Origin of the sequence: Streptomyces sp. NPDC093094 (genome assembly GCF_044754345.1) — a bacterium.
Lineage (GTDB): Bacteria > Actinomycetota > Actinomycetes > Streptomycetales > Streptomycetaceae > Streptomyces.
Window position 1 is genome coordinate 47,117 of the sequence record NZ_JBIVOX010000021.1, and the last position, 24,983, is coordinate 72,099.

Sequence of the window (24,983 nt, forward strand, 5' to 3'; positions counted from 1 at the left end):
GCGTGGGACGAAAAGAACGCGACACCGGACGCGGTGTCGCCGCCTGTCAGGCACAACTTAGGTAAAGCTAACCTCACCTGCGTCAAGCTGTCGACAGGACAAACCGGACAGCTGACAAACGATCAGCTCTCAAGTGGCCTGAAAGAAGCGCTTGTTGTGCTCTTAGGTAAGGCTTGCTTTACTTGGCGCCGTGTTGTTCGCTCGTCCGAGGAGGAAGCCCATGCGGGTGGTCATGTTCGGTTACCAGACCTGGGGGCACCGCACCCTCAAAGCACTCCTGGAGTCCGAGCACGATGTCGTGATGGTCGTGACACACCCCAAGAGCGAGCACGCCTACGAGAAGATCTGGAACGACTCGGTCGCCGAACTCGCCGAGGAGCACGGCGTCCCCGTCGTCATCCGCAGCCGGCCCGACGACGAGGAACTGTTCGACCTCCTCAAGGGGGCCGACCCGGACATCATCGTGGCCAACAACTGGCGCACGTGGATCCCGCCGCGCATCTACTCGCTGCCCCGCCACGGCACGCTGAACGTCCATGACTCGCTCCTGCCGAAGTACGCCGGCTTCTCACCCCTCATCTGGGCCCTCGTCAACGGCGAGAGCGAAGTGGGCGTCACGGCCCACATGATGGACGAGGTGCTCGACGCCGGCGACATCGTGGACCAGCGCGCGGTCACGGTCGGGCCCACCGACACGGCCACCGACCTGTTCCACAAGACCGTCGACCTCATCGCCCCGGTCACCGTCGGCGCCCTCGCCCGGATCGCCGCCGGGGAGACCGAGTTCACCCCGCAGGACCGCTCCAGGGCGACGTTCTTCCACAAGCGGGCCGAGGAGGACATCCGGATCGACTGGGGCTGGCCGGCCGACGTCCTGGAGCGCCTGGTCCGCGCCCAGTCGGCGCCGTACCCGAGCGCGTTCACCTTCCACCGGGGCAGGCGCCTGGAGATCCTGGCCGCCGCCGTCTCCGAGGGCCGCTACGGCGGCACCCCAGGCCGCATCTTCTACCGCGAGGGCGACGGTGTCGTCGTCGTCGCGGGTGCCGACGCCCGCACCGGCCTCAACCACGGTCTGGCCGTCACACGCGTGCGCACGGAGGACGGCCGGGAGCTGCCCGCGACCGAGTACTTCACCTCCATGGGCGGATACCTCACCCGCCACCCCTGAGGGCCGCCCCCTCCGAACCCCGGCGCCCCCGGACGGTCCCGGGGGCGCCGGCCCCGCTGCGACACGAGTACGTCGGGCACACCCGGCCCGCGAGGAGAACGAGGGACATCGACGGAATGACGCACACCGACCTGACGATCGGCAGCCCCCCGCGCGCCGCCCCGCCCCCGGCACCGCACCGGAACACCCCGGGTCGACCGCGTCCGCGTACGACACCCCCCAGCGTGCTGCACCTCAACGCCTATCTGATGTACGCGACCGGCAAGGCCGCACGCCGCAGGCTCACCGAGCGGCTGACCGCGCACAACCTGCGGTTATGGCATCTGATGGTGATGGCTCTGGTGGCCGATCTGGGCCCGCAGATGAAGACCGCCCTCGCCACCCGGCTCGACATGAACCCCAGCGACCTGGTGAAGATCGTCGACGATCTGGTCAGGACCGGCCGGGCCGAGTGCCTCCGGGACGAGGCCGACCGGCGCCGGGTCCTCGTCCGTCTCACGCCCGAGGGCCGGTCGTTCCTGGAGCTCCTCGACGCGGACATCGCGTCGGCGGACGACGAGGTGCTGGCCCCGCTGGACGAGCGCGAACGCGAGGTGCTCTCCTCCCTGCTCCGCCGGGTCCACCGGCACCTCGAACCGGCCCCGGCGGGCGTGGTCCGCACCCGCCCGGCCCACGACACGGCCCCCCGGCACCCGGAGGCCGCCCGGCCGCAGCACTGACCGTGTCACCCGTTCGCGTCCACGGGGCGGCCGCCCGGCGGCGTCGCCGCCGGTCCCTTCCCGGCGGCGCTCAGTGCGTGCCGTCGCCCGCCGGTGTCCAGGGGGCCGGGCCGGTGCCGTCGCTCCATGCCTCCAGCGCCGCCCGGTCCAGGCACCGTATTCCGCACTGTTCGGCGTACTCGGCGGCCGGTGCCGTGAAGTCGCTCGTGGTCACGAGGACGGCGACATCGGCCTCGTGCACCGTCCAGCACGTACCGCCGAAGCGCTGCAGGTCCTGGGAGCCGACCCGGTTGTCCTCGCTGTAGCGCTTGCACTGGACGACCAGCCGGCGGCCGTCGGGGGTGACGGCCAGGACGTCCGCTCCCAGATCACCCGCGCCGCCGACGACGTCGACCCCGGTGCAGCCGTCCCGCGCGCACAGGGCGGCCACGGCCTGCTCGAACTCGTCGGCGTCGAGGGCGTCGTAGCCGACCGCCCCCTCCCCGGCCTCGACGGTGTCGTCCCGGGGCACGGCCTGCCGGGGCACGGACGGGGGCGGCGGCTGCGCGGCCGGTGTCTCCAGCGCCTCCAGCGTGGTCCGTGTCGCCGCCTCCAGCGCCGCGGCGGCCCGCCGCGCGGCACGGGCGGCGGAGAGACTCCGGCGCCTGCGGCGCAGCACCAGCGCGGAGGAGACCGCGACCAGGCACAGGGCCGCCTGCCACACGGGCCGCCGCTCGACGGCCGCGATCGCGGTGCGCACGGCGAGCCCCGTGGCGCACACGACGAGGGCGAGAAGACCGAAGTACACGGCGGTGGCACGCAGGTCGAAGCGACGGCGGCCGGTGCGTCGTACGCGGCGTGCGGGTGTCGTCACGGTGTCGGGGGCCTCTTTCCGGTCGGTACGCCGATCACTGAGACCTTGTGCCCGGGACTCGCCCGCTCACCCCGCGCTCCTCACCGCCTCACGTCCGCCGCGGCGCCTGCGGACGACGCCCGCCGGGCGAACGGAGGGATGTCCGGCCCCTGCGGCAGCAGTTCCGTGACGACGAAGGCGATGACGGCGGCCAGGACCACGAGCGCCACCGTGTCCACGTTGCCCAGCAGGAGCACGACCAGCACCACACTGCTCACCGGCACCCGCAGGGCCGCGGTCACCGACGCGGCCATCCCGGCCGCCATCGCCGGAACCAGCCCCAGACCGGGCAGCGGTGCCAGCAGGACACCGGCCGCCCCGCCCAGGAACAGGGAGGGGAAGACGGGGCCACCGCGCAGGCTGCCCAGACACAGCATGTAGGCCAGGCCCTTGAACACCAGCACCGCGACGAGCGCGCCCACCGGCCAGGCGTGCGGGTCGTGCGCCAGCTCGGTCAGCGCGGACTCCCCGGACAGCGCGGCCTCGGCGGGCGAGCGTCCGGTGGAGACGGCGTAGAGCGTGATGCAGACCGCCGCACCCAGCGCACACAGAAAGGTGTTCCGCAGCGTGTGGTTCGCGACGAAGCGGGCCGCGAACCGCCCGCCCACGAAGATCCAGTGGACGACGAACGCGATGACCGGCGCCAGCACCAGCACCCACAGCACGTCCGGCCAGTCGAGCGGCGGCGGCTTGGGCAGGCCGATGTCCAGGCTGCCCGTCTCCAGACCGGTCCAGTGCACGAACCCGGTGAAGATCAGGTCGCCGACACCGCTGGCGAGCAGCGCCGGCAGCATCACCGCGAACAGCTGCGGCCCGCCCACGCCGGCGACCTCCATCAGCAGCACCGCGCCCACCACGGGATTGCCGAACAGCGCGGAGATGGACGCCGCCGCCCCGGCCGCGCCGAACAGTGCCGTGCTCTTCTCGTTCTGCGGTGCCCGGGCCAGGCTCGCGAAGAGCAGCGCGAGTCCGCCGCCCAGGGCGATCAGCGGCGCCTCGGGGCCCAGCACGACGCCGAGCGGCAGACCGACGATCGCGGCGATCACGACACCCGGCAGCGCCTCCTTCGTCACCCCGCCCGAATGGAGCCCGGCGACCGGGATGTGCCCGCCCCGGCCGGGAAGACGGGTGACCACCAGGGCGACGACGAGTCCCGCCACCGCCATCAGCGGCAGCCCCCACCACCAGGGCGCCTGTTTCCAGCCCAGGTCCTTCGGCCAGTCCGTCCAGATGAACCGCTGGATCTGGTGGATCGCCACGAGGAACCAGAACGCGATCAGCGCCACCGGCACACCGATCAGCCCGCAGAAGACCAGGGCCCTGCGGTACTCCGGCCGGCGCAGCATGGTCCGCAGCACGTCGGCCTCCTGGGGCTGACCGCCCGGCGCGGCCCCGGCGCGGTTCTCCGACGAGGTTCCGGCGATGGGGTCCTCCTTGCTCGGCGCGGTACGGGGCGGGCCGGGGCCGGCCGTGTGCGGGACGGTCCTGCGGCGCCCGTCGGCGCCCTGGGGGTCATTGGATCACCGGACAGGGAGCGTCGCACGCCGTGGGCGCGTGCCGGCGGGGAGGTTCAGGAGGCCAGCTGGTAGATGCTCCTGCCGACCAGGAACACCCCCGCCACCAGCGACACGCCGACCAGTGCCCGGTTCTGGTGCGTCTGGAGCCAGGTGCGGAGGCTCCCGAGGCGCACCCGGGCCGCGTCGGGGGCCAGCGCCATGTAGATCTCCATCGCCAGCAGGCTGCTCGTGGCCAGGACGCAGTACGCGATCAGCACCAGGTAGGAGGAGGACTCGGACAGGTCGGCCCCCACCACCGTGGCCCCGCCCGCCGCCACGAGCCCCCACGGCTGGAGCAGCGGGCCCATGCCCGCCGCGGTCCACGCGGAGGAACGGTCGAGCCGCGCCATCATGCCGCCCGAGGACTCGCCGGAGGACTTGTGCCGGTGACGCGGCCCCGTCCTGTGCCGGTACCAGGCGTACCCGACGAGCAGGACGCCGATGGCGAGCTTGACGGCGGACGAGGCGGTGGACGGCGGGGACCTGGGCGGCGGAGGCTTCCCGCCGGTGGTGATCAGCACGGCGACCAGGACCACCACGAAGCAGGCGAGCCAGGCGAGGATGAAGGCCAGACCCTTCCAGGCGCCGTTCCGGGCCGAGAGCACCAGGACGAACGCGGTCACGGACAGCGGGAACACGGCGATGGCCAATCCGATGACCACAAGGTCAAGCACCATCGCGGCCCCCGCACGGCTCCGCGGGCCCGGCCGGCGGGCCGCTCTCGCTCATGCCCCCATCTTCGCCGCCCTGTCAGGACGTCACAAATCCATGCAGATGCCCTCTTCTCTCTCTTCTCGCCCTCATCCGCGCGGCTTCATCCGTTCGGCCGTCGTCGCGAGCCGTACGGTGACACGGGCGGCAGGCTGACAGCATGCAGAAGCGCAGCCGGCAGCCGAAGCCCTCGGCGGCGGCGCGGCTGCTGGCGCTGCGGGTCCGGACCGAGACCCGGTTTCCGCTGATCACGCATTTCATGGCGCGGCTGATCTCGGTGAACGTGTTCGACTCGGCGACGCGGCTGGCCGCGCAGACGTTCCTCACCGCGGTCCCGCTGCTGTTCCTGGTGGCCTCCCTCGCTCCGCAGGAGGTGCGTGATCAGTTCGTCCACTCCCTGCACGATCTCTTCGGTCTGTCCGGGAGCGCCGACGCCGAGCTGCGGAAAGCCTTCCACGGCGCGGACAGCACCTCCGACGAGCTGCGGCAGACCACGAGTGTCGTCAGCGGGCTGATGGTGCTGATCTCGGCCACCGCGTGCAGCCGCGCCATGCAACGGCTGTGCCAGCGCGCCTGGCACATGCCCAAGGCGAGCGCCCGGACGGCCGCCTGGCGCTGGATCGTCTGGCTCGTGGTGTGGCTGGTCGTGCTCTCCGTGCAGGGGAGCCTGCGCAACGGTTTCGGCGCCGGTCTGTGGCTGGGCGTGCCGTTGCTGCTGCTCCTGCAGATCGGCATGTGGTGGTGGACCCCGCATCTGCTGCTGGCCGCGCGCGTGCCGTGGCTGCCGCTGCTGCCGGGCGCGCTGCTGACCGGCGCCGCCCTGTGCGTGCTCACCTGCACCGCGCCGCTGTACATGTCCCAGGCGCTCGACCACAGCCTGGAGAAGTACGGCTCGCTGGGCGCGGTCTTCACCCTGCTGTCCTGGCTCATCACGCTGTGCGTGGTGGTGACCCTGTGCATCACCGCCGGGGCGGTCGTCGCCCGGGAGCCCTGGGCGGTCCGCCGCCTGGGCACACCCGAACCACCGGGTCCCGGCCCGCCCTGACACCAGGGTCACCGCCCAGGCACGGCAGCGACGGGTCCCGGACCGGGCCTCGGCGGGGCGCTAGGGGCTGTCGTGGCGGGCGACGGAGAAGTCGACGTGGAGCGCGTAGCGGTGGGCCACGTAGGAGCTGACCGTGTACTCCAGCGGTGCTCCGTGCTGGTCGGTGATGGAGCGCGTCTCGACGAGCATCGGGGTGGCGGCGTCCACGCCGAGTCCGGGTGCGTCGTCGCCGGCGCTGCGGGCGGTCAGGACGGAGGAGCCGAGGGTCGGATGCAGGCCGAGACGGCGCAGCGCGTTGTGGAGGGAGCCGGTCTCCAGGTCCGCGGTGAGCAGGGCTTCGAGGGCCGCGGGGAAGGCGGCGTGCTCGACGGCGACGGGCACGTCGTCGAAGAGACGGACGCGGCTGATCGCGACCACGGCGGCGTCCTCGCCGGCGGCGTCCGGGTACAGCGCGGCGGCCTCGGGTCCGGTGGCGGGGCGCAGACCGGCGCGCAGGACGCGGGAGCGGGGCGTCCTGCCGGTCGCGCGGGCCTGGTCGTGGAAGCTGAGCAGGGTGCCGACGGGGCGGGCGGCGGCGGTCCTGCGCACGAAGCTGCCGCGGCCGGGCACGCGTTCCAGCAGGCCGTCGCGTTCCAGTCCGGCCAGGGCCGCCCGCACGGTCATGCGCGAGACGCCGAACTCCTCGGCCAGCCGTGGCTCCGAGGGGAACGGGTCGCCGTCGGCGGCGTCGGCCAGGCGGCGGCGCAGCTGCTTCTCGATACGTGCGTACAGGGGCTGCGGTGCGGCCATGGCAGGCGTCGTCCTCCGGTTCGGCGGGATCCGTCGCGGGCCGGTCGAAGGGCCCGTCGACATCACCATCTTCACCTGTATAGGCTGTATAGACAGCTTACGGACGACCGGAGGGAACCACCATGTCCGTCGCCTCGATCTCCGCCGACCCCTGGAAGGGCCCGCTGCCCTCGGTCGAAGAAGCGGCGAAGATGATCGACCACTCCCTGCTGCGGCCGGAGCTGACCCCGGCCGAGGTCTCCGAGGGACTGGCGACCGCGCTGGCGTACCGCACCGCCTCGGCCTGCGTGCGCCCCGCCGACGTGGCGACGGCCGTGACGGCCCTCGCGGGCAGCGGGGTCGCGGTCGGGACCGTGGTCGGTTTCCCCCACGGCGGCACGACCACCGCGGCCAAGGTCTTCGAGACCCGTGAGCTGGTCGCCCTGGGGGCGCAGGAGATCGACATGGTCATCGACATCGGCCGGCTGCGCGGGGGCGACGCCGCGTACACGCGGGACGAGATCGCCGCGGTCGTGGAGGCCGCGCAGGGCCGCACGGTCAAGGTGATCTTCGAGAACGCGTATCTGGACGACGCCCGCAAGGTCGCCGGGTACCGGGCGGCCGAAGCGGCGGGGGCGGCCTTCGTGAAGACCAGCACGGGCTTCGCCCCCGGCGGAGCGACCCCCGACGACATCGCCCTGATGCGGCGGACCGTCTCGCCGCACGTCCGGGTCAAGGCCGCCGGCGGTGTCCGCACCCTCGACGCCCTGCTCCGTCTGCACCGTCTGGGCGCCACCCGCTTCGGCGCGACGGCCACCGCAACGATCCTGGACGACCTGCGCGGCCGCCTCACGGGCGCGGCTCCCCTGCCGGCCGGCGGACCGGCCGGCGGATACTGAGCGCGTCCCGGGACGCGGGGACCGGCCGGACCCGACCGGACGCGGCACGGATTGTCGGGTCGGCGGCGGTGTCCGCCTCCTAGCGTGGTGGTCCAGGAAAGGGAAGGACGACAGAAGTGCTGGATCGCCTCAACAAGGCCCTGGACCACATCGAGCACCGTCTCGACCAGCAGGTCGACGTGACGGAGCTGGCGCGCATCGCGGCCACCTCGGAGTATCACCTGCGCCGGATGTTCTCGGCGCTGGCGGGCATGCCGCTGTCGGAGTACGTCCGCCGCCGGCGGCTCACCGTCGCGGGCGCGGCGGTGCTGGCGGGGCGGGAGTCACTGCTGGACATCGCGACGCGGTACGGCTACGGCTCGGGCGAGGCTTTCGCGCGGGCCTTCCGCGCCCTGCACGGCACGGGGCCGGGTGACGCCCGCCGCACCGGCGCGGCGCTCGTCTCCCAGCCCCGGTTGTCCTTCCGGCTCACCGTCGAAGGGAACAGCAGCATGCGCTACCGCATCGTCGACCGGCCCGGTTTCGGCGTCGTCGGGCTCAAGGCCCGGGTACCACTGGTGCATTCGGGGCCGAACCAGGCGATCATCGACTTCGTCCGCGGGATCGACCGGCCGTGGCTGGAGCAGCTGGAGAAGCTGTCGGACCAGGAGCCGCGGGGCATCGTCGCGGTCTGTGACGATCTGGATCCGAGCCGCGCGGAAGGCACCGAACTCGACTACTACCAAGGGGTCGTGACCTCGCAGGCCGCTCCGGAGGGCACCACGGTGCTGTCCGTGCCGGCCGGCACCTGGGCGGTCTTCAGCACGTCCGGACCGGCACCCGAGGCCATCCAGGAGCTGTGGCGGGACGTGTTCACCCAGTGGTTCCCGTCCACGCCGTACCGCGGCAGGCCCGGCCCCGAGATCCTGCGCACCCGTCTGTCGCCGGACGGGGCCGAGGCCGAGGCCGAGCTGTGGCTCCCGGTGGAGCCGGACCCGAGCTGAGCACGGCACCGGCGGCGAGGACGGCCGCCGGGCGCGGACGGACCGGGGAGGCGGTCGTGCGAGGCCGGAGGTTCAGGAGGCTCCGGCCCGCGCGGCCTCCTCCTCGGTGTGCGCCCTGGCGGTGGCCAGGGCGCCGCCCGCGCTCTCCAGGTGGGCGCGGACGAACCACTGGAACTGTTCGAGGTCACGGAGCTGCTCGATGAGCAGGTCCTCCGTGGCCGGGTCGATGTCACCGGCCTCCTTGACCGCCGCGCGCACCGACTCGATCACGCCCGTGTACACGAGGTCGAGCGCTCCGAGATGGGCGATGGCGTCGGCACGGCCGATGGAGTAGTCGTCCCAGGTGCGCTCACCGACCAGCACGCCCGGGGTTCCCTGGGCGACGCCGCCGAGAGCGGCGATCCGCTCCGCCACGTCGTCGGCCATGTCCCGGACGCGGTCCACCTGCGGGTCGATCATCTCGTGCACGGCGATGAAGTGCGGTCCGACCACGTTCCAGTGCACGTGCTTGAGCGTCAGGTGCAGATCGTTGAGGGCGTGCAGCCGCAGCCGCAGCAGTCCGATCAGCTGTCCGGCCGCCTCGCGCTCGATGCCGGGCACGGTGTACTTCGGGGTCAGGTCCTGTGTCATGGCTCTCCTCTGTCTCTCGGCGGATCACGTCCGGCACACCACCCCGGCTGCCCCGTTTCGCCTGTACCAGACATAGGTGTTCACCTTGCGCGAAGATTCACCCCCTTTCTGGCGCATATCGGCATGAAGTGCCTAGCATGGCCGAACCTCTGCCGGGTCCGCGGCGCTGCCGCGTGCCGATGCCGTCGCCCCCGGCCGTTCCGGTCGGGCTCGCCAGAGGTGCACCATGACCGACCTGCCTCTCCTTCCCCCGGGGGAACTCGACTGGCGCAGCCGCGCCGCCTGCCTGGGAGAAGACCCGGAGCTCTTCTTCCCGTTGACCGATGCCGCGGACGACGCGCAGGTCGCGCGGGCCCGCGCGGTGTGCCGCCGGTGCCGTGTCCTCCTCCCCTGCCGCACCTGGGCGATCGACCACGGCGAGGACGACGGCATCTGGGGTGCGACCACCGCGGCCCAGCGCCGCGCCGTCCGGCGGGCGACGACCGAGCCCCGCCCGGCACGCCGCGGGAGGGGTGAGCGCGGCGGTGCCGCCTCCGAGGCGGCGGGGCAGCCACGCTGAGTCCGGGCCCGCCGCCGTACGCCGGGCCCGCCGCGCCCCGTACGGACTCGCCGCACCCCGCAGGGGCTCGCCGTACGCCGGGCCCTTCCTGCTCCGTACGGTCATGCCGGCCTCGCCAGGCCGACCGTCCCCGTCGCGTCGACGCGGCCCCCGGTCAGGACGGCGAAGCGCAGGCCGAGCGGGTCGCGGACGACCTCGATGCGGGAGCCGCCGCTGTGCACGGGCGCCTGTACGTCCACGCTCAGGCCCGTCACGGCGGCAGACGTCACACCGCAGCTCAGCAGGGCCGCCTGACGGCCGGCCTCCAGAAGCGCAAGGGCGGGCAGCCGGGACGGACCGCCCGGCAGGATCACGGGGTGGCCGGGGTCGCGCGGTGCGACCACGAGCCGCCCCTGGGACTCCCGCGCCACCATGACGTCGAGCTCGGCGGCCGCTCCGACCGCGGCCGCGGGCGGGTGCACGAGGCCGGGCGGCGGCGCCGCGCACCCGTCGCCCGCCCCGCCGCAGGGGCCGGGAGCGACCCGCAGGGTGCACGCGGCGAACCGCTCCCCGGCGTGGAAGTAGTCGGCCGAGATCCGGTAGGCCGCGAGACGGCCCCCGCTCAGCACGGTGTCACCGGTGGTGACGCGCGCGAACACCTCGGTCGCGCCGCCGCTCTCCGCGGGCTGCGGGCTCTCGGCCAGACCGAACCTCACCGACACCGGTTCCAGGACGGCGACGCCCGCCGGCATGAAGCGCCGCTGCACCACCGCGGCGAGCTGGCGCAGCGACTCCGCCATGATCAGCGGATGGTGGGCGACCGGGCTGCGGCGCTCGTTCAGCGGATGCAGACGCGGCCACTGGCACCACGCCTCGAACGCGCAGCGCCCCACCCGCCGTACCGACACGACGAGTATCGCCGCCATCGACTCCAGCCCGACGACGCGCCACAGAGGCGTCGCGTCACCGGTCCGGGGCGGCGGAGGGTGCGCCGCACGGAAGGTGCGCCGCTGCATGCGCGCCTCCTCGGGGAGGAGTCTGCGGCAGAGCCCGGTGCTCCGCCGGCTGTCACCTCTCTTTTCCCCGGTTCGACCGCGATCGGTTGCAGGCCGCCGGGACACGGGACGAACGACGGCGAGACCCGACGCACGCCGCGCCGGTCACGGCAGGTCACACCCGGACGTGCAGCACACAGACGTCGTCACGGCGGGTGCCGGAGGTGACCAGGGCGTCCAGGATCCCGTCGAGGGGACGGTCGTCGGCGGTGCAGGCGGCCGCGGTCCGGGCCAGACGGTCCAGCCCGTCGTCGATGATCTCGCCCGGGGTCTCGACCAGGCCGTCGGTGAAGAGCAGCAGCTGGTCCCCGGGGAGCAGCCGGACCGTGGACGGGGCGTAGTCCGCCTCGGGCATGGCGCCCAGGAGGGCGGTACGGGGCGAGGGCAGATAGCGGGCCTCGCCCTGCCGCAGCAGCAGGAGCGGCAGGTGGCCCGCCTGCACCCAGGTGAGCACCCCGGTCTCCGGCTCGTAGCAGGCCATGATCATGGTGGCGGTGTTGAAGCCGCGTTCGGAGCTGTGCAGCAGAAGGGTGTTCAGACGGGCGAGGATCGTGGCCAGCGGTGTGCCGGTGATGGCCATGCCTTTGGCGGTGAAGCGCAGTTGGGCCATGGTGGCCACCGCGTCCAGTCCGTGCCCGGCGACGTCGCCGACGACGAGCAGCGCGTCCCCGTCCGGCAGTTCGATGGCGCTGTACCAGTCGCCCCCCACCTCGACGCCCTGCTGCTGGGGGCGGTAGGCGACGTCCACGGTGAGCCCCGCGATGTGCAGGGACCGGTGCGCCAGCGGCAGCAGCGCGTGCTGGAGCCGGGCGGCGAGACTGCGTTCGGCCGTGAGCATGGTCCGGTGCGCCTGGACGGCCCGCTCGTGCTCCAGCAGCTGCCGTTCGGCCTGCTTGACGGCCGTGAGGTCCTGGAAGGCGCCGTGGACCTCGACGGGGTCGCCGTTCACGTCCGTCTCGGTCTCCGCGACGATGCGGATGTGCCGGGTCCCGCCGTCGGGGGCGAGGATGCGGAAGGTGTGGTCGACGGGTTCGCCCTGCCCGAGGAGGCGCTGCACGGCTCCGCCGAGCGCGGGAAGGTCCTCGGCGACGACGTGCTCGGGCAGTTCCTCCAGCGTCATCGGGCCGTGGGCCGGGTCGCGGCCGAAGATGCTGTAGACCTCCTCCGACCAGGTGATCCGGTTGCGGACCAGGTCCCAGTCCGTCCAGCCCATCTTCGCCAGACGCTGCATCACCGCCAGCCGGCGCTGCTCGCGCTCCCCGCTGTCGAGGCGGACCCAGGACACGATCAGCCCGGCCCGGCCGGGTGCCGCCCGGACGGCGAAGCGGGACAGGCGCGGGATGCCGGCGACGACCTCCTGGTACTCGAAGGGCTCTCCCTCGTAGCGGACACCGGTCTTCAGCGCACGGACGTATCCGGACCACAGCTCGGTGCCGAACACCGTCGGATAGGTCTCCAGGATGCTCAGGCCCACGAGTTCCTTGCCCCGGCGGGCCCCGATGTCCAGGGCGTCGGGCGACGCGGCGGTGATGCGGAAGTCCTCGACCTCGCCGTCCGCCCCGAACCGCGGTTCGAGGCAGATCACCGAGCCGGGGAGGCCGTCGAGCACGTCCTGCACGGCGGACGACGGCGGACAGCGGTCCGGCTCGCCTCCGGGGGTCTCCTGCCGGCGGGGCGCACGGCGGCTCCAGGAGAAGACACCGTCGCCGGTGGGGTCGGCCGCTTCGGCCGCACCCGCGCCACCCGGCCCAGGTGGGTCCAGCCGTCTGCCGTCACCCGTCATGGCACGAGCATCGCACGGACGGACGGGGCCCCGACAGCAAGATCACGCCGCCCGGTCGCCGAACGTTCTTCGATTCGCACCTTGTACATCGATATGAGACGTGATGGACCGTCGTTCTCCTCCGGCGGGCACCAGGGGGTGGAGCCGTGGCCGCCGCCCTTCGTGTCACCGGCCCGCGTGCCGCCGGTCCGGGCCGCGGACCGGCGGCCGCCGGGTACCCGGGCCGCCCGCCGCTTCCGGCGGCGGGCGGCCCGGGAGCGGGAGGGACGTCGCGGGGCAGACGGGTCAGACCTGCATGCCGCCGCGGGCGATGACGTCCGCGTACCAGTGGGCGCTGTCCTTGAACGTACGCCGCTGGGTGGCGAAGTCGACGTGGACGATGCCGAACCGCTTGCTGTACCCGTAGGCCCACTCGAAGTTGTCGAGCAGGGACCACAGGAAGTAGCCCTGCACATCGGCGCCGTCCTGGATCGCCCGGTGCACCGCCGCCAGATGCGCCCGCAGATACGTGATCCGCTCCGGGTCCTTCACATGCCCCGACGGGTCGGCGTAGTCGTCGTAGGCGGCCCCGTTCTCGGTGATGATCAGGGGCACGCGCGGCAGCTCGTCGCGCAGGCGCAGCAGCAGGGAGTGGAGGCCGTCCGCGTCGACGGGCCAGTCCATGGCGGTGCGGGGGCCGGGGGCGGGCACGAAGCGCACATGGCGTTCGGCGCCCGCCCAGGGCGAGGGGCTCTCGGAGGAGCCCGCGCCGACGACGGTCGGCGAGTAGTAGTTGATGCCCAGGGCGTCGATCGGCGCGGACGCCGTGGCCAGGTCGCCGTCCTCGACGAACGACCAGTCGGTGACCGCGGCCGTGTCGCGGACCAGGTCCTCGGGCAGCCGGCCGTGGAAGACGGGGTCGAGGAAGACACGGTTGCCGACGGCGTCGATCCGGCGGGCCGCGTCCACGTCGGCGGGGTCCGGCGAGAGCGGCCGGACGGCGTGCAGGTTCAGGGTCAGGGAGACCTGCGCGGTGACGGGCACGGCCCGGCGCAGGGCGCCGACCGCGAGGCCGTGCGCCAGGTTGAGATGGTGGGCGGCGCGCAGCGAGGCGAGCGGGCTCGTACGACCCGGGGCGTGCACTCCGCTGCCGTAGCCGAGGAAGGCGGAGCACCAGGGCTCGTTGAGGGTCGTCCAGGTCGCGACCCGGTCGCCGAGGGCGTCGGCCACGATGCCGGCGTACTCCGCGAAGCGGTACGCGGTGTCGCGCTCCGGCCAGCCGCCGGCGTCCTCCAGTTCCTGGGGCAGGTCCCAGTGGTAGAGCGTGGCGACCGGGCGGATGCCCGCGTCGAGGAGTCCGTCGACCATCCGGCGGTAGAAGTCGAGGCCCCGCTGCACGGCGGGACCGCGTCCGGTGGGCTGGACCCGGGGCCAGGCGACCGAGAAGCGGTAGTCGGACACGCCGAGCCGGCGCATCAGCTCGATGTCCTCGTCCAGGCGGTGGTAGTGGTCGGCGGCGATGTCGCCGGTGTCTCCGTTGCGCACCTTGCCGGGGGTGCGGCTGAAGGTGTCCCAGATGGACGGCGTACGGCCGTCCTCCTCGGCGGCGCCCTCGATCTGGTAGGCGGCGGTGGCGGTGCCCCAGCGGAAGCCCTGCGGGAAACGCAGCACGTCGGTGGTGGTGCTGCGGGTGTCGAGTGAGGTCATCGGGTGACGGCTCCAGGTGAGGAGGGGGCGGAAGGGGTGGGCGGGTCAGCCCTCGACGGCGGGTCAGCCCTTGACGGCGCCCTGCATGATGCCGCCGACGATCTGCCGGCCGAGCAGTCCGAAGACCAGCAGGACGGGGAGGGTGCCGAGCAGGGTGCCGGCCATGATCACGGACTGGTCGTGCACATAGCCGCCGCCGAGCTGACGGAGCGCCACCTGCACGGTCGGCTCCTGCGAGGACAGGGCGACGATGGGCCAGAAGAAGTCGTTCCAGGCGGCCATGAACGTCAGCAGGCCGAGCACGGCCATGCCCGGACGGGCGACGGGCACCACGATGGACCAGAAGATCCTCGCGGTCGACGCGCCGTCGACGCGGGCCGCCTCGATCAGCTCGTCGGGCAGGGACTGCACGAGGTACTGCCGCATGAAGAACACGCCGAACGCGGAGACCAGGCCCGGCAGGATCACCGACTGGAGCTGGTTCACCCAGCCCAGTTCGGCGATCAGCATGAACAGCGGGATCACTCCCAGCTGGGGCGGGATCATCATCGTGCCCACCGTCACGGCGAGCAGGGCGTTGCGGCCCTTGAAGCGGAGCTTGGCGAAGGCGAAGCCGGCGAGGGTGCAGCACAGCACGGTGCCGGCGGTGATCGAGCCGGAGACGATGAGCGAGTTCAGCAGCGCCTTGCCGATGTCCGCCTCGTCGAGGACCGCCTCGAAGTTGCGGATCAGGTGCGGGCCGGGCACCAGCGTGGGCGGCACCTTCGCCAGGTCCGCGTTGGACCGGCTGGCCGCGACCAGGGTCCAGTAGAAGGGGAAGGCGGAGACGAGCACGGCCAGGACCAGGACCGCGTACGCGAACGGCCCGGCGTGCAGGGTGCGGCCGGCCCCGGAGGAGCGGCGCCGCTTCTTGGGGGGCTGTGCCTCGGACGGCCGGACGGTCGGCGGGTCGGCGAGCGCGGTCATCGGCCGGCCTCCTTACGGGAACGGCGGCGCGCGATCAGGGCGTTGCCGCCGACCAGGGCCAGGATCAGCAGGAACATCACCCAGGCGATGGCGGCCGCCCGGCCCAGGTGGAAGAAGCCCCAGCCCTGCTCGTACAGGTAGAGGCCGAGCGTCTGGTACTGGTGCGCGATGCCGCCCGAGATCGATCCCTCGAACAGCAGCGGTTCACCGAAGAGCTGGGTGGCGCCGATGGTGGAGACGACGACGGTGAACAGGATCGTCGGACGCAGTCCGGGCAGGGTGACATGGACGAACTGCCGCCACTTGGAGGCCCCGTCCACCTCCGCGGCCTCGTACAGCTCGCTCGGGATGGACTGCATGCCCGCCAGGTAGATCAGCGCGTTGTATCCGGTCCAGCGCCAGACGACGATGCTGGAGACGGCGATCTGCGAGGCGAGGGTGCCGCTCTGCCAGTCGATGGGGCCGATGCCGACGAGCCCGAACACGTAGTTGACGAGGCCGAAGTCACGGCCGTAGAGCTGGGCGAAGACGAGGGTCGCGGCCGCCACCGAGGTGGCGTACGGCAGGAGCATCGCGGTCCGCACGAACGTCCGGCCGCGCAGCTTGTAGTTGAGCAGGTGGGCCAGACCGAGAGCCATCACCAGCTGGGGCACGGTGGACAGCACACCGATGGTGAACGTGTTGCGCAGGGCGGTCCAGAAGAACTCGTCGCCGAACAGGGCGGTGTAGTTCCCGAATCCCCGCCATTCCATGTCGCCGGGGGTCTGGAGCTCGACCCGGTAGAGGGAGACGAACGCCGTGTAGATCAGGGGGAAGAGGCCGAACGCCGCGAAGAGGGTGAAGAACGGGGCGATGTAGGCGTACGGCGAGAACCTCTGCCAGGCGCGCCGGACGGCGCCGGATCGCGGGGGCGGGGCGAGCGGCGCCGGGGGCGCCGGGGTCATGGGTTCGGTGAGGGTCACGTGCTGCCCTTCGAGAGGGTGGAGGCGGTCGGTCGGTCCCTGCGCCGCCCCGGCCTGACGGACCGGGGCGGCGCAGGGTGCCTGTGCGGCGGATCGGGGCGTGGGATCCCGCGCGGGTTCCCGGCCGGTCCGGTCAGCCGAGGGTGTTCTCGACGCCCTTCTTGGCGTTCGACCATGCCTTCTCGGGCGAGGTGCCCTTGCGCTCCACCTCGCTCAGCGCGTTGGTGATCTGCTGGTTGATGTTCTGGTCGTGCACACCGAGGACCTGGACCGGGGCCGACTTGGCCGCGTCACCGAAGATCTGTCCGATCGGCGCGCCGGAGAAGTAGGGGTCCGTGGTCTTGGCGACCTGCTCGATCGCGCCCGTGGAGGAGGGGAAGTTGCCCTGCTTGCGGAAGAGCTTGGCCTGCTGCTCGGGCGCCGTCAGCCACTTGATCAGCTCGTACGCCTCCTTCTTGTGCTCGGCCGCGCGCGGGACGGTGAGGTAGGAACCGCCCCAGTTGCCGGAGCCACCGGGGAGGGCCGCGATGTCCCACTTGCCCTTGCCCGTGTCACCGGCCTGGCCCTTGATGTAGCCGAGCATCCAGGCGGGGCACGGGATGGTGGCGAAGGAGCCCGCGGCGAACGCCTGGTTCCACTGCGGCGACCACTGGTCGAGCTTGGCGCTCAGGCCGCTGTCAGCCGCCTCGACGGCGTGGTCCCACGCGTCGATCAGGGCGGGGTTCTTCTCCCAGATCAGCTCGCCGGAGGCGTTGTAGTAACGCTCCTCGTGCTGCCCGATCATGATCGAGTAGAGGCTGCCGATGCTGTCCAGCCAGGCGCTCTTGGCGGGGGCCTTCGCCTTGTACTGCTTGCCGAGCGCGAGGTAGCCGTCCCAGGTGGACCAGCGCTTGGCCAGTTCCTCGCGGTCGGTGGGAAGTCCGGCCTTCTTGAAGAGGTCGGCGCGGTAGCACATCGCCTCGGGGCCGACGTCGGTGCCCAGGCCGAGGATCTCGCCGTTCTTGCCGGTCGCGGCGGCCCACTTGGCCTCGGCGAACTGGTCCTTGAGCGAGTCGGCGCCGTACTTCTTCAGGTCCTCGAACTTGTCCGCCTGCTGCTGGGTGACCGAGGCGATACGGCCGACCTCGATGCCCTGGACGTCGGCGAGACCGCCGCCGCCGGCCAGCCGGGTCTGGAGCGACTTCCAGTAGTCGGCCTCGTCCTCGGTGTCCGTCTGCTTGATCGTGACATTGGGGTGCAGCTTCTCGTACTCCGCGTAGAGGCCGGCCTCCTTGTAGCCGAAGGAGCCGAAGAGGTCCACGGTGAGGGTGACCTTGCCGCCCGCGCCGCTGGTGGACTCGGTGTCCGAACTCCCGCAGGCGGCGAGCAGTGCCCCGGTGAGCACGACCGCCCCCAGACGGGCGGCGGTTTTCCTGGTGGCTCGGGCGATGGGCATGGGAAGCCTCCCTTGGCTCCGGTCGAGCGAGAGCGTTTGAGAGCGCTCTCAAGAATGCGATTGGAGCGTGCCTGCGACGAGAGAGATCCGTCAAGCCTTGAAGGCGTAACAGGTTGGAATCGGCGGTGAGACGGGCTCCGCCTTCGAGAGATGGCCACGGGGGCCTGCCGGCAAGGGCGCGCAGGTCAGGGGTGTGCAAGGGGTCCCCGGACGGGGGCGGTGGATCCGCCGGGCCGGCGGACAGGGACGCGCCCACGGGCGCCCGGGAACCCTCCCGGGCGGCGCGGACCGGCCCGCCGACGGCGGCGAAGGCGACGGCCGGAGAGCACGGACAGACCGGGTCGAAGGCGGGCAGGCGGGCGGGCAGGCAGGCGGGCAGGCGGGCAGGCCCAGGGTGCGCACGGACGACGTGGACCGGCGCGACGCCCGGCGCGGGAGAACGGCAGGTCAACGGGCAGACGCACGACGCCGGTCCGGAACCTCACACGAGGCCACGGACCGGCCCGCCGACGACTGCGACCGCAACGGGCCGCGGCGTGCGTGCCCGCGCAGGCGGTCGCATCCTCACGCGGGCCGGCCGAGGGCCGGGCCGACGGGACGGCAGCTCGACGGCAGGCCGACGGCGTACGTGCGGGCGCGGCGCCCGCGCAGGGGACGACCGGAGCCCCGCCGCCGGAAAGGCGCACGGGGGCGCGGAGGCGGCCGCAGCCGGGCGGAGAGCCCCTGCTCAGAGCCCGCGCCGGGGCGGGACACGAGGGCGGGCGGCCCCTCCGGGCGAGGCCGGTCACCGCCCCGGGCGAGGCCGGTCGCCGGCTGGACCCGCGCGTCACCGGACGAGCCGCACACAGAGCCGCACACGGAGCCGCACGCGGCTCCTCACGGCCCCTCACGCCGAGGCGCGCCGGACCAGTTCCGTGGGGGTGATCAGGGACGCGGCGCCGGAGTCGTGGGTCTTGTCCAGCAGCCTCATCAGCAGTTTCACCATCAGCCGCCCCATGCCCTCGACGTCCTGGTGCACGGTGGTCAGCGCCGGGTCGCTCTTCAGGACGACCGAGTCCATGTCGTCGAAGCCGACGACGGCGACGTCGTCCGGCACCCGCCGTCCGCGCTCACGCAGCGTGCGCAGCGCTCCCAGGGCCATGAGGTCGTTGGACACGAACACCCCGTCGACGTCCGGCCTCCGGTCGAGCAGCTCGGCCATGGCGCGGGCCCCGCTCTCCTCGGTGAAGTCGCCCTGGGACAGCAGCGCCGGGTCGGCGTCGAGCAGGACGTCGTAGTACCCGGCGAGCCGGTCGAGCGAGGAGGTCTGGTCACGCGGTCCGGCGATGTGCGCGATGGCGTGCCGGTCCAGGGCGACCAGATGCCGCACCGCCTCCCTGGCGCCGCCCCGGTTGTCGCAGTCGACGAACGGGACGTCCAGGTCGGAGCCGAGCCCGGGGCGGCCGCCGAAGACCGCGGGCACCCTGCTCCTGGCGATCAGGGAGGGCAGCCGGTCGTCGCTGTGCAGCGAGAACGCGAGGGCCCCGTCGACGTGCCCGGCGGCGAGGTATCGGCCGATCCGCTCGTGGTCGGCGACGCTCTCCACCCACAGGAGCACGAGCTGGATGTCGTGGGCGGTCAGTTCCCGGCTGATCCCCCGGAGCTGCTGCTCGAAGAACGGGTCGGAGAACACCCGGAACTCCGGCTCGGCGATGATCACGGCGACCGTTCCATGACGCTGGGTGACCAGCGAGCGGGCCGCGTGGTTCGGTACGTAGCCCAGCTCGGCGACCGCCTGGAGCACCTTGTCCACCAGGGGCTGGCGTACGCCCGCGCCGCCGTTGACGACCCTGGAGACCGTCGCCCGCGACACGCCGGCGCGCGCCGCGACGGCCTCCAGGGTGGGGCGGGAGGTCGTGGTCTGCTCGGGCAAAGGGACTCCCTGTCTCGTCCGCGGCATCCGCTGCGCCGTCCTCGTCCGCGGCATCGCTGGCCGCCGGTCCGGCACGGCCAGCATAGTCGGTGCTCATCCGCCCTGAGAGCGCTCACAGAAGACCTCCGGCGCCGCGCCGGAACGCGGTCGCGAAACGGGCCGGACCGGACGCGCGGGATCGCATGCAACGGCCGTCCGCCGAGCCTGCCGCCGCAGGGCCGGCTTCCCCAACTATTGCTTCAACTATTGACCGTTCAGGGTGACGCCCCTACGTTTGCGCCGACTTGAGAGCGCTCTCAAACGAGGTGTGCATGAAACTTCGCAGACATCTGGCCGTGCTGTCCGTGACCGCCCTGGCAGCCACCGCCCTGACGGCGACCGTCGGCTCCGGCGTCGCCTCCGCGGCCACCGTCCCGGTCGGCAGGGGAAGCCATTCGGACACCCGCCCGGCCGGGACGCAAGGTCCTTCCAACAACAACGGACAGCCGGTCCGGCCGAAGGTCACCGCGGCCGCGGCCGACCGGCCCGTACCGACCAACGACTGGTGGTCCTCCCTGGCCTTCCAGCGATATGCGGCCAATCCCTGGTCCGAGAACATCTACGGACATCCCCTGACGTACAAGGCGGTGTCGGGCGGCCTGGAGGTGGGCTACCCGACCGCTCACCAGATCGTGGGCGAGGGCCGCCAGTACGAGTTCCCGCACAAGGCCGACCTGACCCTGGGCCTCGCGGGGCTGAACTCCCCCGACGCCAAGGCGGACGACTGGAGCGACTGGACCGTCACCCCGTACTGGAACGACGGCACCCGCACCCTGCGCACGACCGTCGGCCACGGTCTGCCGTACGTGTACGCGCAGGGCTCCGGCGGCGCGGCCCGGATCACCACGGCCTCGGCGCCGACGGTCTTCGCCGACCAGGGCAACGTCCTCGGCGTCACGATCGCCGGCCACCACTACGCGCTGTTCTCCCCCACCGGCACCGACTGGACGGTGTCCGGCAGCGACATCCGGGCCGACCTCGGCTCCAAGAACTACTTCTCCCTGGCCGTGCTGCCCAGCACGAGCGCCCTCGCCGACTTCAGGAAGTACGCCTTCAGCTTCGTCACCGGCTCCACGGTCGGCTGGGAGTACCTGGAGGGCGAAGGCAAGGTCAAGGCGACCTACTCGCTGACGACCGAGGCGAAGGAGGGCACCGAGAGGGGGACGTTCCAGGCGCTGTACCGGCACCAGTGGATGCACACCTCCGACGCCCTCACCGGCTACACGTACGTCTCGCCGCGCGGGCAGATGAAGGTCCGTGAGGGCACGTCCTTCACCACCGTCCAGGACGTCAACGGCGTGCTGCCGGGGCTGCCCGGCTCCACGGGCGTCGACAAGGCCAGACTCAAGGCGTACATCGACGAGGTCCTCGCGCAGAGCGACCCGTTCAGCGGCGCCACCGACACCTACTGGACCGGCAAGGCCCTGGGCAGACTCGCCCAGCTCGTGCCCCTCGCGGACCAGATCGGTGAGACGGCCCAGCGCGACCGGCTCCTCGCCCTGGTCAAGGGGCGCCTTCAGGAGTGGTTCACCGCGGGCGGCGCCTCGGAGTTCTCCTACGACCAGGACTGGCGCACCCTCATCGGCTACCCGGCGTCGTACGGCAGCGACACCGAGCTCAACGACCACCACTTCCACTACTCGTACTACGTGATGGCGGCCGCGATCGTGGCGCAGTACGACGCCCAGTGGGCCGCCGACAGCGAATGGGGCGGCATGGTCAAGGAGTTGATCAGAGACTCCGCCAACCCGGCGCGCAACGACAGCAAGTACCCCTTCCTGCGCGGTTTCGACGTCTACGCCGGTCACAGCTGGGCCGCCGGCCACCAGGCGTTCGCCGCCGGGAACAACCAGGAGTCTTCCTCGGAGTCGATCAACCTCAGCGCCGGCCTGATCATGTGGGGCTCCGCCACCGGCAACAAGGCCCTGCGCGACCAGGGCGTGTACATGCTGATGACCGAGTCGGAGTCGATCGCCCAGTACTGGTTCGACGCGGACCAGCAGGTCTACCCCGCGAACTTCACCCACGACGTCGCCGGCATGGTGTGGAGCAGCGGCGCCGGCTACGCCACCTGGTGGACGGCCAACCCGGAGGAGATCCACGGCATCAACTTCCTTCCTCTGACCGGCGGTTCGCTGCACCTGGCCCGGGAGAAGGACATGCTCCGCCGCAGCATGGCCGAGATGGAGCGGGAGAACGGCGGCCCGGCCGTCGAGTGGCGGGACATCTTCTGGCAGGTCAGAGCACTCACCGACCCGGCCGACGCGATGACGGCCTGGAACCAGGGCAACAGCGGCTACACCCCCGAGGGCGGTGAGAGCAAGGCGCACACCTACCACTGGATCGCCACCCTGAACGCCATCGGCGCACCGGACATGACCGTCACGGCCAACATGCCGACCGCGGTCGCGTTCGCGAAGAACGGCACCCGGACCTACGCCGCGCACAACTACGGCGCACAGGCGTGTTCGGTACGGTTCTCCGACGGCGCCGTCCTCAATGTGCCGGCCAGGTCCACCGCGTCCGGCCGGGGCGACGACAGCGTGCTCTCCACGCTCTGCGGCGGCACCGGTGTCCCGCCGACCGACGCCAAGCCCACCGCGCCGGGCACCCCGGTCGCGAGCGGCGTCACGGCCACGTCCGTCACCCTCGACTGGGCGGCGGCGACGGACGACAAGGGCGTCAAGAACTACGACGTGTACCGGAACGACGCCAAGGTCGCCACCGTCACCGCGACCGGCTACACCGACAGCGGCCTAACCGCCGGCACCACGTACACCTACAGCGTCCGGGCCCGCGACACCGCCGACCAGACCGGTCCGGCCGGCGGCACGGTGACCGTCACCACGAGTGGCGGCACTCCCGTCACGGGCGGCACCTTCTACCCGCAGCCGGGCGGCGCGCTCGCCACCACCGCGGCGCCCTCGCCCTCCACCGCCACGATCCCGTCCGCCGGCGGCACGAACAACGACGGCACACCGCGCAACCCGCTGGTGTACGAGGTCAAGAACGTCCGCGGCACCCTGAAGGCGGGGACCGCCACGGCGTTCACGTTCAAGGTGGACGCCGGGACCGCCGTGGGACACGCCCAGCAGGCGCGGGTGTCGTACGACCTCACCGGTGACGGCACGTTCGACCGCGTCGAGACGTACCGCTATTTCGCCACCGACCCGGTCACCGGCTGGGAGGACTACTCCGCCGCGCGCCAGGGCCTGCAGTCCTCCTCGGGCACCCTGGGCGACCTGAGCGGAGGCACCGTCCGGGTGGAGATCTGGAGCGCGCTGGGCAACGGCCCGTCCACGCTCCAGGTCGGCTCGGGCTCCGTCCTCACGATCCCGTTCACCAGCGTGTGACCTGACCTGCGGCACAGGCGGCCCCGGCACCGGAAACCCCACTCTTCCGGTCCCGGGGCCGTCCGCTGTCCGCCCTCCGCGTCGAGCGGGGTCGGTCGAGGCGGGACTCGCCGCCCTCACCGTCCCGCATCACGCTGCCCGGCCGCTCATCTCCCGCTGTGATCAGGCATGTTCGTCAGGAGGACGACGCCGGGGTGTCCCGGAGGGTGACGTTGGCGTGGCTCTCCTGGAAGCTCTGGTCCGACACGAGGGTGAGCCGGGCCGAGGACCGGAACTGCGGCAGGGTGGTGGAGCCGCAGGAGACCATCGTGGTCCTGAGCTTGGCGACGGTCAGGGCGAGCCCCTCGTCGAGGTCGCCCGCGTAGGGGACGTAGCCGTCCACGCCTTCCTCGAAGAGCAGCCCCTGGCCTCCCTGGCCGTAGCGCTGCCAGTTGCGGGCGCGGTTCGACCCCTCTCCCCAGTACTCCTTCACGAAGCCGTCGCGGGTGGGCAGCTTCGCGCCGGCGGCCTGGTCGAAGCGGGCGAAGTAGCGCCCCATCATGACGAAGTCGGCGCCCATCGCCAGGGCCAGGGCCACGTGGTAGTCGTGCACCAGCCCGCCGTCGGAGCAGATCGGCACGTACTCGCCGGTGCGGTCGAGGAAGGCGTCCCGGGCCGCCGCGACGTCCAGTACGGCGCTGGCCTGGCCGCGGCCGATGCCCTTCTGGTCCCGGGTGATGCAGATGGAGCCGCCGCCGACGCCGACCTTGACGAAGTCCGCGCCCGCTTCGGCGAGGAAGGTGAACGCCTCGCCGTCGACGACGTTGCCGCCGCCGACCGGGATCTCCGGGTAGTGCTTCTTCACCCAGTTCAGGGCCTGTGCCTGCCAGTCGCTGTAACCGTCGGACGAGTCGAAGCACAACGCGTCCGCACCCGCCTCCAGCAGGGCCGGGACGCGCTCCCGGTAGTCGTGGGTGTTGATGCCCGCGCCCACGCGCAGCCGCTTGGTGGCGTCCACGAGCTGGTGGGGGAACCGCTTGTTGTCCGTGTAGTCGGAACGGAACACCAGATGCTGGAGACGGCCCTCGGCGTCGAGCACCGGGAGACAGTCCAGCCGCTCGTCCCACAGCCGCGCGTTCGCCTCGGAGAGCGTGATGTCCGCTCCGGCGTGGGCCAGTTCGGCGACGGCGGTCATCCGGCCGCTGACCGGTCCGTCCAGGTCGTGGCGCTGGGGGTGGAAGTCCCGCGAGGTCACCAGGCCGAGCAGACGGCCGCCGGCGGTCCCGTCGTGGGTGACCGCGGCGGTGCTGTGCCCGGTGCGGCGCATGACGTCGGCGAGGACGCCCAGGGTGTCGTCGGGGCGGACGTTGGTGTCGCTGGTGACGAATCCGGCCTTGAAGTTCTTCACCTGGCGGACCGCCGCCGCCTGGTCCTGGACCGACTGGTTGTGGTGCAGGAAGCTCAGACCGCCGTTGCGCGCGAGCGCGATCGCCAGCTCGGGCGTGCTGACGGCCTGCATGATCGCGGACGTGAACGGCGACCGGAGCTCGATCGCCGACGTCTCGCCCGCGATGTGCCGTACCAGGGGCGTACGCAGGTCGACGGTCGCGGCCGAGCAGTCTGTCCGTGTCCGGTTGGGCAGAAGCAGAAACTCGTTGAACGTCCGTGAGACCTCGGCGATGATCTGTGCCACTCGTTCCTCCTGACCGGTCGGCCGGGGCCGGCTGCCCCGCCGTGAGGATCGCCCCCGTCGGACAGGGCCCGGGCAGGCAGAGACCGGCACGACAGCCGTGGAGATGCCACGCACTGCGGCAGAGCCCTGACCGGCCCGTGGATCGAACGGGGTGCGGTCGTTGACCCGGCACCCTATCGACAGACCCCGCCGTCGCACGAATCGGCGGCTC

20 protein-coding genes are annotated in these 24,983 nt (G+C 72.2%); 7 read left to right on the forward strand and 13 right to left on the reverse strand.

The window, feature by feature from the left end:
- Positions 1–220: 220 nt before the first annotated feature.
- A complete protein-coding gene (locus ACIQGV_RS32920; RefSeq protein WP_402501204.1) occupies positions 221–1,168 on the forward strand; it encodes a methionyl-tRNA formyltransferase in 948 nt (315 codons plus the stop codon).
- 224 nt (positions 1,169–1,392) lie between these two features.
- Positions 1,393–1,887 carry a MarR family winged helix-turn-helix transcriptional regulator gene (locus tag ACIQGV_RS32925; protein WP_402501208.1) on the forward strand — a complete coding sequence of 165 codons (495 nt, stop codon included), beginning with the start codon at positions 1,393–1,395 and terminating at the stop codon, positions 1,885–1,887.
- A gap of 70 nt (positions 1,888–1,957) precedes the next feature.
- On the opposite strand, the gene ACIQGV_RS32930 is transcribed toward ACIQGV_RS32925, so the two are convergent.
- The 3 genes from ACIQGV_RS32930 to ACIQGV_RS32940 all read right to left on the reverse strand — a co-directional run bounded on the left by ACIQGV_RS32930 (position 1,958) and on the right by ACIQGV_RS32940 (position 5,012).
- Positions 1,958–2,740 (reverse strand): restriction endonuclease, encoded by a 783-nt coding sequence (locus ACIQGV_RS32930; protein WP_402501211.1) that lies wholly within the window; start codon positions 2,738–2,740, stop codon positions 1,958–1,960.
- Positions 2,741–2,820: 80 nt separating this feature from the next.
- Positions 2,821–4,125, reverse strand: a complete 1,305-nt coding sequence (locus ACIQGV_RS32935; protein ID WP_402501382.1) for a chloride channel protein — start codon at positions 4,123–4,125, stop codon at positions 2,821–2,823.
- A 224-nt stretch (positions 4,126–4,349) separates the two neighbouring features.
- Entirely contained in the window at positions 4,350–5,012 is a 663-nt protein-coding gene (locus ACIQGV_RS32940; protein WP_402501214.1) for a GAP family protein, read from the reverse strand.
- A 194-nt stretch (positions 5,013–5,206) separates the two neighbouring features.
- Between ACIQGV_RS32940 and ACIQGV_RS32945 the strand changes: the two genes are divergently transcribed.
- Positions 5,207–6,091 (forward strand): YhjD/YihY/BrkB family envelope integrity protein, encoded by an 885-nt coding sequence (locus tag ACIQGV_RS32945; protein ID WP_402501217.1) that lies wholly within the window; start codon positions 5,207–5,209, stop codon positions 6,089–6,091.
- A 60-nt stretch (positions 6,092–6,151) separates the two neighbouring features.
- Here the strand turns inward: ACIQGV_RS32945 and ACIQGV_RS32950 are convergent, their stop codons facing one another.
- Positions 6,152–6,880 (reverse strand): GntR family transcriptional regulator, encoded by a 729-nt coding sequence (locus ACIQGV_RS32950; RefSeq protein ID WP_402501220.1) that lies wholly within the window; start codon positions 6,878–6,880, stop codon positions 6,152–6,154.
- Positions 6,881–7,002: 122 nt separating this feature from the next.
- Between ACIQGV_RS32950 and deoC the strand changes: the two genes are divergently transcribed.
- A complete protein-coding gene (gene deoC, locus ACIQGV_RS32955) occupies positions 7,003–7,758 on the forward strand; it encodes a deoxyribose-phosphate aldolase (protein WP_402501223.1) in 756 nt (251 codons plus the stop codon).
- Between the two features lie 116 nt (positions 7,759–7,874).
- Complete coding sequence (locus ACIQGV_RS32960; RefSeq protein WP_402501226.1) at positions 7,875–8,741, forward strand: effector binding domain-containing protein; 867 nt, start codon at positions 7,875–7,877, stop codon at positions 8,739–8,741.
- 72 nt (positions 8,742–8,813) lie between these two features.
- Here the strand turns inward: ACIQGV_RS32960 and dps are convergent, their stop codons facing one another.
- Positions 8,814–9,371, reverse strand: coding sequence for a DNA starvation/stationary phase protection protein Dps (dps, locus tag ACIQGV_RS32965; protein ID WP_402501228.1), 558 nt, complete (start codon positions 9,369–9,371; stop codon positions 8,814–8,816).
- Positions 9,372–9,597: 226 nt separating this feature from the next.
- On the opposite strand from dps, the gene ACIQGV_RS32970 reads away from it, so the two are divergent.
- Positions 9,598–9,930, forward strand: a complete 333-nt coding sequence (locus ACIQGV_RS32970) for a WhiB family transcriptional regulator (protein WP_402501231.1) — start codon at positions 9,598–9,600, stop codon at positions 9,928–9,930.
- Positions 9,931–10,031: 101 nt separating this feature from the next.
- On the opposite strand, the gene ACIQGV_RS32975 is transcribed toward ACIQGV_RS32970, so the two are convergent.
- From ACIQGV_RS32975 to ACIQGV_RS33005, 7 genes are all read right to left on the reverse strand, one after another.
- Positions 10,032–10,925 carry a hypothetical protein gene (locus ACIQGV_RS32975; RefSeq protein WP_402501234.1) on the reverse strand — a complete coding sequence of 298 codons (894 nt, stop codon included), beginning with the start codon at positions 10,923–10,925 and terminating at the stop codon, positions 10,032–10,034.
- A 154-nt stretch (positions 10,926–11,079) separates the two neighbouring features.
- Complete coding sequence (locus ACIQGV_RS32980; RefSeq protein WP_402501237.1) at positions 11,080–12,747, reverse strand: PP2C family protein-serine/threonine phosphatase; 1,668 nt, start codon at positions 12,745–12,747, stop codon at positions 11,080–11,082.
- Positions 12,748–13,032: 285 nt separating this feature from the next.
- The gene (locus ACIQGV_RS32985; RefSeq protein ID WP_402501240.1) at positions 13,033–14,433 is read right to left on the reverse strand and encodes a GH1 family beta-glucosidase; all 1,401 of its coding nucleotides are present in this window, start codon (positions 14,431–14,433) and stop codon (positions 13,033–13,035) included.
- Between the two features lie 63 nt (positions 14,434–14,496).
- Entirely contained in the window at positions 14,497–15,399 is a 903-nt protein-coding gene (locus ACIQGV_RS32990; RefSeq protein WP_402501243.1) for a carbohydrate ABC transporter permease, read from the reverse strand.
- Positions 15,396–16,343, reverse strand: coding sequence for a carbohydrate ABC transporter permease (locus ACIQGV_RS32995; RefSeq protein WP_402501385.1), 948 nt, complete (start codon positions 16,341–16,343; stop codon positions 15,396–15,398). The genes ACIQGV_RS32990 and ACIQGV_RS32995 overlap by 4 nt, the downstream gene beginning before the upstream one ends.
- A gap of 151 nt (positions 16,344–16,494) precedes the next feature.
- The gene (locus tag ACIQGV_RS33000; protein ID WP_402501246.1) at positions 16,495–17,796 is read right to left on the reverse strand and encodes an ABC transporter substrate-binding protein; all 1,302 of its coding nucleotides are present in this window, start codon (positions 17,794–17,796) and stop codon (positions 16,495–16,497) included.
- An 886-nt stretch (positions 17,797–18,682) separates the two neighbouring features.
- Complete coding sequence (locus ACIQGV_RS33005) at positions 18,683–19,735, reverse strand: LacI family DNA-binding transcriptional regulator (protein WP_402501249.1); 1,053 nt, start codon at positions 19,733–19,735, stop codon at positions 18,683–18,685.
- Positions 19,736–20,019: 284 nt separating this feature from the next.
- On the opposite strand from ACIQGV_RS33005, the gene ACIQGV_RS33010 reads away from it, so the two are divergent.
- Complete coding sequence (locus tag ACIQGV_RS33010; protein WP_402501252.1) at positions 20,020–23,100, forward strand: glycosyl hydrolase; 3,081 nt, start codon at positions 20,020–20,022, stop codon at positions 23,098–23,100.
- A gap of 175 nt (positions 23,101–23,275) precedes the next feature.
- On the opposite strand, the gene ACIQGV_RS33015 is transcribed toward ACIQGV_RS33010, so the two are convergent.
- Complete coding sequence (locus tag ACIQGV_RS33015; RefSeq protein ID WP_402501255.1) at positions 23,276–24,772, reverse strand: IMP dehydrogenase; 1,497 nt, start codon at positions 24,770–24,772, stop codon at positions 23,276–23,278.
- Positions 24,773–24,983: the final 211 nt, after the last annotated feature.